We start from the raw sequence: 8,435 nt of genomic DNA, 5'->3' as shown, positions 1-8,435 counted from the left end.
GTGCTGGAGTACTTCGCCGGCGCCGTGGAACGCCACCTCGGGGACCAGATCCCGGTCGCCGGCGGCCTCGACGTCACCTTCCACGAGCCGCTCGGCGTCGTGGGCGTCATCGTGCCGTGGAACTTCCCGATGCCCATCGCGGGCTGGAGCCTGGCGCCCGCGCTGGCCGCGGGGAACACCGTCGTGCTGAAACCGGCGGAGCAGACGCCGCTGACCGCGCTGCGGCTGGCGGAGCTGGCCCTGGAGGCGGGGCTGCCCGAGGGCGTGCTCCAGGTGCTGCCCGGCCGGGGCGACGTCGTCGGCGCCCGCCTCGTCGAGCACCCCGACGTCCGCAAGATCGTCTTCACCGGCTCCACCGCCGTCGGGCGGCAGGTCATGGCCGGCGCCGCCCGGCACGTCAAGCGCGTCACCCTGGAGCTGGGGGGCAAGAGCGCCAACGTGGTGTTCGCCGACGCCGACCTGGAGCGCGCCGCGGCCAGCGCACCGGACGGGGTGTTCGACAACGCCGGGCAGGACTGCTGCGCGCGGTCGCGGATCCTGGTGCAGCGCAGCGTCCACGACCGGTTCCTGGAGCTGCTGGAGCCGGCGGTGCGGGCGGTGCGGGTGGGCGACCCCCGCGCCGCGGGCACGACGATGGGACCGCTCATCTCCGCCGCGCACCGCGCGCGGGTCGCCTCCTACCTGGAGCCGGGCCCGCTCGGGGGCGCGGAGGTGGCGTTCACCGGCAGCGCCCCGGACGGGGGCGGTTTCTGGTTCGCCCCCACCGTGGTGCTGGCCCCCGACCCCTCGGTGCCGGTGGCCACCGAGGAGGTGTTCGGGCCGGTCGTCACCGTCACCGCGTTCGACGACGAGGCCGACGCCGTGCGGATCGCCAACGCCAGCCGCTACGGGCTGTCCGGGTCGATCTGGACGGAGAACCTCGGGCGGGCGCTGCGGGTGGCCCGCGCGGTGGAGGCCGGGAACCTGTCGGTGAACTCCCACTCCTCCGTCCGCTACTGCACCCCGTTCGGCGGGGTGAAGGAGTCCGGCCTCGGCCGCGAGCTCGGCCCCCGGGCCCTCGACGCCTTCACCGACGTCAAGAACGTGTTCATCTCCACCACCTGAACCGGAGGACCCGACGTGACCGCGCAGAACACCCAGAGCCCCGACGAGCGGCCGGTGTGCCGCCGCCTCCCCGGCCGGGTGGCGGTCGTCACCGGCGGCGGCAGCGGGATCGGGCTGGCCACCGCGCGGCGGCTGGCCTCGGAGGGGGCGCGGGTCGTCGTCGCCGACGTGGACGCCGAGGCCGGCCGCGCGGCCGCGCTGGAGGTCGACGGGCTGTTCGTGCGCACCGACGTCACCGACCCCGAGCAGGTCGATGCGCTGTTCGCCACCGCCGCGAGCACCTACGGGTCGGTCGACGTGGCGTTCAACAACGCCGGGATCTCCCCGCCGGAGGACGACTCCATCCTCACCACCGACCTCCAGGCGTGGCGGCGGGTGCAGGAGGTGAACCTCACCTCCGTCTACCTGTGCTGCAAGGCCGCCATCCCCCACATGCAGCGGCAGGGCCGCGGATCCATCGTCAACACCGCCTCCTTCGTCGCGGTCCTCGGCTCGGCCACCTCGCAGATCTCCTACACCGCCTCCAAGGGGGGCGTGCTGGCCCTCAGCCGGGAGCTGGGCGTGCAGTTCGCCCGCGAGGGCATCCGCGTCAACGCCCTGTGCCCCGGCCCGGTGAACACCCCGCTGCTGCGGGAGCTGTTCGCCGCCGACCCCGAGCGCGCCGCCCGCCGCCTCGTCCACGTCCCCGTCGGCCGGTTCGCCGAACCCGAGGAGCTGGCCGCGGCCGTGGCGTTCCTGGCCAGCGACGACGCCTCCTTCATCACCGCCTCGACGTTCCTCGTCGACGGCGGCATCTCCAGCGCCTACGTCACGCCCCTGTGAGGCCGGTCCCCGACGTGGGCGGCGAACCGCGGCCGGCGCCGGCCACCGGTGCGGCCGAGGCGCTGCTGCGACCGCTGCGGGTCGGCAACGCGTTCGAGGAGACCGTGGAGCGGCTGCTGCAGACCATCCGGCTCGGCCTCGTGCCCCCCGGCGACCGGCTGCCCCCCGAGCGCGAGCTGGCGCCGCGGCTGGGGGTGTCGCGGGCCACGCTGCGCGACGCGCTCGCCGCCCTGCACGCCGCCGGGTGGGTGGAGGTGCGCCGCGGCCGCACCGGCGCCACGTTCGTGCGCGAGCGGCTGCCGCGACCGGCGGGGAACTGCCCCGCACCCACCGCGGCGGAGGTGGAGGACGTGCTCGCGCTGCGCTGGGCGGTGGAGGTGGGAGCCGCCGAGCTCGCCGCCCGCCGCGGTCCCACCGGCGCCGAGCGCGACGCCCTCGACACCGCGCTGCGCGCGGCGGAGGCCGCCTCCCCGGCCGACTACCGCCGCTGCGACTCCCGGCTGCACCTGGCGCTCGCGGCGGCCAGCGGCTCGCCGTCCCTCGTCGCGGTCGCCGCCGACGCCCGGGTCCGGCTCGACGACCTGCTGGACCGCATCCCGCTGCTGGCGGTGAACCTGGCGCACTCCGACGCCCAGCACCGCGCCATCGTCGCCGCGGTGCTGGCCGGCGACGCCGGGCGCGCCCGCGCCGCCGCCGCCGAGCACGTCGAGGGCAGCGCCGCGCTGCTGCGCGGCTTCCTCAGCTGAGGGCGCGCATCAGGTCCTCGGCCTGCGCCTGCACGAGAGCGCCGAGGTGCTCCACCTCGGCCTCGCGCCAGCGTCCCGCCGTCAGCCGCTCCACGGGGGTGCGCCGGTGGCCGGGGTTGACGAGGCGCTCGGCGATCTCCAGGCCGGCGGTGACGCTGGCCGCCAGCGGCACGCTCGCGCTGCCGCGGGCCACCTGCAGCAGCGCGTCGGGCATCTCGTCGGGGAAACCCCACGCGGCCAGCGCCTCGGCCGACAGCCGCACGTGCGTGACGCCGTAGGCGGCGAGCTCCGCCGCGACGAGCTCGGTGCGGTCGGCGGCGGTGGCCGCCAGCTCGGCGTAGCGCGGGTCGCAGCGGTGCAGCAGGGCCTGGCCCAGCCGCGCCAGCAGGCCCAGGCCGAACGCGTCGGGCACCTGCACGCCCAGGCGGGGGGCCAGCTCGCCCGCGGCCACGGCGCTGAGCAGGCTGCGCTCCCAGAACAGCTCGGGCAGCTGCACGTCCCCGTCCAGACCCGCCATCGCGGTCACGGCGAGGCTGCGGACGGTGGAGAAACCCACGACGGTCACGGCGAAGGAGGTGCTGGACACCCGGCCGCGCAGGCCGAAGTAGGCCGAGTTCGCCAGCCGCATGAGCTTGGCCGTCAGCGCGGGGTCGTAGGAGACCACCTGCCCCAGCGACTTGGCGGAGCTGCGGTCGTCGTCGGCCGCGGACACGACGCGCGCGGCGACCGGCCGCTGGGCGGGCAGGTCGTCGAGGGCGCGGGCGACGCGGCCGAGGACCTCCGCCGCCTCGGCGGCCGACTCAGCGGTGAGCTGCACGGGGAAGCACCTCCGTGGGAAGGGAACCGGCTGCGGACAGGGCGGGGACGGGTCGTGCGGGGGCGGGTCGTGCGGGCTCCCGCGGCGGGGTCCCGGGGTCCAGGAGCACCCCGGAGGCCAGCAGCGCCAGGACCTGCTCGGCGGTGAGCGGGCGGGAGTACAGGAACCCCTGCGCGGCGTCGCACCCCAGCTCGGCCACCACCGCGGCCTGGGCCGCCGTCTCCACGCCCTCGGCGATGGTGCCCAGCCCGAGGGCGCGGGCGAGGGCGACGACGGCCGAGGTGACGGCCCGCGCCGTGCGCGCGTCCGCCGAGCACAGGTCCTTGACGAAGCTGCGGTCCACCTTGAGGTGGTCCACCGGCAGCTCCCGCAGGTAGGACAGCGAGGAGTACCCCGTGCCGAAGTCGTCGACGGCCACGCTGGCCCCGCCGCGGCGCAGCTCCTCCAGCACCTCGCGGCAGGCGGCGGTGTCGGTCAGGACGGCCGTCTCGGTGATCTCCAGGCACAGGTCGGACAGCTGCAACCCCGCCGCCTCGACCACCGCGCGGATGCGGCCGGCGAGCCCGGGCGCCGTGAGGGACACCGCCGAGAGGTTCACGGCCACGGTCGCCGGGGCCAGGTCCCCCAGCTGGGCGCGCCAGGCGGCCAGGTCGCGGCAGGCCACCTCCAGGACGTGCGCGTCCAGGGCGGGCACGAGGTTGTTCTGCTCCGCCAGCGGCACGAAGACACCCGGCGACACCGGGCCCAGCTCGGGGTGGCGCCAGCGGCACAACGCCTCCAGCGACACGATCCGCCCGGCGGGCCCGGCCATGACGACCGGCTGGTACACCACGTCGAGGCTGCGCTGCACCAGCGCCTGGCGCAGGTCGGCGACGAGGCGCAGCGAGCGGCGGGCCGAGGCCACCGCCCCGTCGTCGGTCACCGCCCAGCGGTCCTTGCCGCCGGCCTTGGCCGCGTACATCGCGATGTCCGCCTCGCGCAGCACCTGCTCGGCGCCGGTGTGGCCGGTGTCGAGCACGACGACGCCGACGCTGGCCGTGGGCCGGATGCGCACGCCCTGCACGTCCAGCGGCGCGGAGACGGCGTCGAGGACGCGCTGGGCGGCCACCGCTGCCGCACCCGGCCCGTCCAGGCCGTGGCACAGCAGCACGAACTCGTCGCCGCCGATGCGCGCCACCACGTCGTCGTCGCGGACGGCGGCCCGCAGGCGGTGCCCCACCTCCACGAGCAGGGCGTCGCCGCTCTCGTGGCCGAGGCCGTCGTTGACCACCTTGAAGTCGTCGAGGTCCAGCAGCATGACCACGGCGTCGCCGCGGACAGCGCCCGCGGCCCGCTGGGTGCGCCCGGCGAGGACGCGCCCGACCTCCTCCGCGACGGCGGTGCGGTTGGGCAGGCCGGTCAGCAGGTCGTGGCGCGCCTGGTAGGCGAGGCGGTGCTCGGCCGCCAGGCGCTCGGTGATGTCCTCGACGCTGCCCACGAACCCCGCCGCCTGCCCCGGCACGGCCGAGGGCGCGAGCGTGACGCGGACCCAGCGGACGTGGCCGCTGGCCTGCCGCATGCGGACGTCGACGCAGCCCTCCCCGCCCTGCAGCGCGGTGGCGACGCGGTCGAGCAGGAGGGGCAGGTCCTCGGCCGCGACGCGCTCCAGCCACGCGGTGCCGTGCAGCTCCTCCGCGGGCAGCTGCAGCAGGCGCGCGAAGGCGTCGTTGACGTGGGCCAGGCGGGCGCCGACGTCGGACAGGACCGTCGGCACGGGCGAGCGGCGGGCCAGCACCGCGAAGCGGTCCTCGGCGTGGCGGGGGCGCTGGAGACCACCGGCGGTCGCCTCCGCGCGCAGCACCCACCACAGCTCGTCGGCGTGCAGCGCACCGGGCGAGGGCGCGGGGCTGGCGACGAGGTCGACGGGCCAGCTGGTGCCGTCGGCGCGGTGGACCTGCACGCCCCAGCGCTCCGCGCGCTCGCGGCCGAGCAGGTCGGCGCTGGTGCCCTGCACGGGCACCAGCAGCTCGTCCAGGGGGGTGTGCAGCACCTGCGAGGCGTCACGGCCCAGCAGGTCCTCGGCGGCGGCGTTGAGCCAGCGCAGCACCGCCGCACCGCCGCCGCCGGGCCCGAGGCGCCTGGAGACGACGAACAGCGGGCGCTCGACCGCGCAGGCCACGTGCGCGAGCGCGGACGCCACGACGTCGTCCACGTCCGCACCGCCTCCCCGCCGCGGGCGCGCGCCCCCTGCGCCGCCTCCTCGTCTTCATCGGCAGCGGCGTCCCCGGCTTGACACCGGCCGACCCGCCCGGGCCAACGGGCGGCCGCGCGCCGGCGGTGCGGCGGACGCGGCGGGGGGCGCACCGCCGTGGCGGTGCGCCCCCCGCCGGTGGGAGGAGCCGGGCTCAGGACCGCACGAGCGAGCGCAGCACGTACTGCAGGATGCCGCCGTTGCGGTAGTAGTCGGCCTCGCCGGGGGTGTCGATGCGGACGACGGCGTCGAACTCGACGACCTCGCCGGACTCCCTGCGGGCGCTCACGCGCACCGTGCGCGGGGTGCTGCCGGAGTTGAGCTCCGTGACGCCGCTGATGTCGAAGGTCTCGGTGCCGTCCAGGCCCAGGGAGGCCGCGCTCTCCCCCGCCGGGAACTGCAGCGGCAGCACGCCCATCCCGATGAGGTTGGAGCGGTGGATGCGTTCGAAGCTCTCGGTGATGACGGCGCGCACGCCGAGCAGCGCGGTGCCCTTGGCCGCCCAGTCGCGCGAGGAGCCCGAGCCGTACTCCTTGCCGCCCAGGACGACGAGGGGGATGCCGGCCTCGGCGTAGCGCTGCGCGGCGTCGTAGATCGTCGTCTGCTCCCCGCCCGCGGTGAAGTCGCGGGTGAACCCGCCGCTGACGCCGTCCAGCAGGAGGTTCTTCAGCCGGATGTTGGCGAACGTGCCGCGGATCATGATCTCGTGGTTGCCGCGGCGGGAGCCGTAGCTGTTGAAGTCGTGCCGGGCGACGCCGTGCTCGGCGAGGTAGCGGCCCGCCGGGCTGTCCGCCTTGATGGAGCCGGCCGGGGAGATGTGGTCGGTGGTCACCGAGTCCCCCAGCAGGGCGAGCACCCGGGCGCCGCTGATGTCCGTCACGGCCGTCGGCTCGGCGGGCATCCCGTCGAAGTACGGGGGCTTGCGGACGTAGGTGGACCGCTCGTCCCACTCGAAGGTGCTGCCCTCGGGGGTGGGCAGCGAGCGCCAGCGCTCGTCGCCGGCGAAGACGTCGGCGTAGTCCTTGGTGAACATCTCCTGCGTGATGGACTCGGCGATGACCCGCTCCACCTCGGCCGCCTCGGGCCAGATGTCGCGCAGGAAGACGTCCTGCCCGTCGGCGTCGGTGCCGATCGGGTCGGTCTCGACGTCCCAGTCCATCGTGCCGGCCAGCGCGTAGGCGATGACCAGCGGCGGGCTGGCGAGGTAGTTCATCTTCACGTCCGGGTTGATCCGGCCCTCGAAGTTGCGGTTGCCGGACAGCACCGCGGTGACGGCGAGGTCGTTCTCCTGGACGGCCGCGGAGAACTCCTCCCGCAGGGGGCCGGAGTTGCCGATGCAGGTGACGCAGCCGTAGCCCACGAGGTGGAAGCCGAGCTTCTCCAGGTACGGGACGAGCCCGGCCTTCTCGTAGTAGTCCATGACGACCTTGCTACCGGGGGCGAGCGAGGTCTTCACCCACGGCTTGACGCTCAGGCCGCGCTCGACGGCCTTCTTCGCCAGCAGCGCCGCGGCCATCATGACCGACGGGTTGGAGGTGTTCGTGCAGCTGGTGATCGAGGCGATCGCGACCGCACCGTGGTCCAGCTCGGTCTCGGTGCCGTCGGCGAGGGTGACGGGCACCCGCCTGCTCGGGCGGCCGGCGGCGTGACCGGGCTCGGCGGGGGTGTCGTCGCCGCCGCTCACGGACGTCGAGGGCGGGTCGGAGGCGGGGAAGCTCTCCGCGCTGGCCTCGTCCTGGGAGGCGCCGGCGACGTCGTCGATCGCGTCGGAGTGGGCGCTGGACGCGGCGGCGACCGGTGCGGCGGCGACGGGGACGGGGTCGCTCACGTAGTCGCCGAGGGCCGCGCGGAAGGCCTCCTTGGCCTCGGTGAGGACGATGCGGTCCTGCGGGCGCTTGGGGCCGGCGATGCTGGGCACGACGGTGGACAGGTCCAGCTCGAGGTACTCGGAGTACTGCGCCTCGCGGGCGGGGTCGTGCCAGAGGCCCTGCTCCCTGCAGTACGCCTCGACGAGGGCGACCTGGTGCTCGGAGCGGCCGGTGAGGCGCAGGTAGTCCAGCGTCACGTCGTCGATCGGGAAGATCGCCGCGGTGGAGCCGAACTCCGGGCTCATGTTGCCGATGGTGGCGCGGTTGGCCAGCGGCACGGCACCGACGCCCTCGCCGTAGAACTCGACGAACTTGCCGACGACGCCGTGCTTGCGCAGCATCTCGGTGATCGTCAGCACGACGTCGGTCGCGGTGGCGCCGGCCGGGATGGAGCCCGACAGCCTGAAGCCGACGACGCGCGGGATGAGCATCGACACCGGCTGGCCGAGCATCGCGGCCTCGGCCTCGATGCCGCCGACGCCCCAGCCGAGCACGCCGAGGCCGTTGACCATCGTGGTGTGCGAGTCGGTCCCGACGAGGGTGTCGGGGTAGGCCAGCCGCTCCCCGTCCACCTCGCGCTCGAAGACGACGCGGGCCAGGTGCTCGATGTTGACCTGGTGGACGATGCCGGTGCCCGGGGGGACGACCTTGAAGTCGTCGAACGCGGTCTGCCCCCAGCGCAGGAACTGGTAGCGCTCGCGGTTGCGGCCGTACTCGATCTCGACGTTCTTCTCGAACGCGTCGGGGCTGCCGTAGACGTCGGCGATGACGGAGTGGTCGATGACCAGCTCGGCCGGGGCCAGGGGGTTGATGCGCGTGGGGTCGCCCCCGAGGTCGGCGACGGCCTC

Annotated in this window: 6 protein-coding genes; 3 read left to right on the top strand and 3 right to left on the bottom strand. The window is 75.3% G+C overall.

Features of this window, described 5'->3' with window-relative positions; genetic code table 11:
• From ABEB16_RS17840 to ABEB16_RS17830, 3 genes are all read left to right on the top strand, one after another.
• On the top strand, positions 1-1,104 hold a 1,104-nt coding region (locus ABEB16_RS17840; protein ID WP_345713564.1), incomplete at its 5' end, for an aldehyde dehydrogenase family protein.
• Positions 1,105-1,119: 15 nt separating this feature from the next.
• Complete coding sequence (locus ABEB16_RS17835) at positions 1,120-1,926, top strand: 3-oxoacyl-ACP reductase (RefSeq protein ID WP_345713563.1); 807 nt, start codon at positions 1,120-1,122, stop codon at positions 1,924-1,926.
• Positions 1,927-1,940: 14 nt separating this feature from the next.
• Positions 1,941-2,672, top strand: a complete 732-nt coding sequence (locus tag ABEB16_RS17830) for a FadR/GntR family transcriptional regulator (protein WP_345713562.1) — start codon at positions 1,941-1,943, stop codon at positions 2,670-2,672.
• On the opposite strand, the gene ABEB16_RS17825 is transcribed toward ABEB16_RS17830, so the two are convergent.
• From ABEB16_RS17825 to ABEB16_RS17815, 3 genes are all read right to left on the bottom strand, one after another.
• On the bottom strand, positions 2,665-3,489 hold the full coding sequence (locus tag ABEB16_RS17825) for an HDOD domain-containing protein (protein WP_345713561.1): 825 nt from the start codon (positions 3,487-3,489) through the stop codon (positions 2,665-2,667). The genes ABEB16_RS17830 and ABEB16_RS17825 overlap by 8 nt on opposite strands.
• Positions 3,473-5,680, bottom strand: a complete 2,208-nt coding sequence (locus ABEB16_RS17820; protein WP_345713560.1) for a putative bifunctional diguanylate cyclase/phosphodiesterase — start codon at positions 5,678-5,680, stop codon at positions 3,473-3,475. The genes ABEB16_RS17825 and ABEB16_RS17820 overlap by 17 nt, the downstream gene beginning before the upstream one ends.
• A 193-nt stretch (positions 5,681-5,873) precedes the next feature.
• Positions 5,874-8,435 (bottom strand): aconitate hydratase (locus ABEB16_RS17815; protein ID WP_345713559.1); only part of this gene is annotated, 2,562 nt, incomplete at its 5' end.

The sequence above is a fragment of the Kineococcus glutinatus genome, assembly GCF_039542765.1.
Taxonomy (GTDB): Bacteria; Actinomycetota; Actinomycetes; order Actinomycetales; family Kineococcaceae; genus Kineococcus_A; species Kineococcus_A glutinatus.
This window is presented reverse-complemented; position numbering and strand designations above follow the sequence as displayed.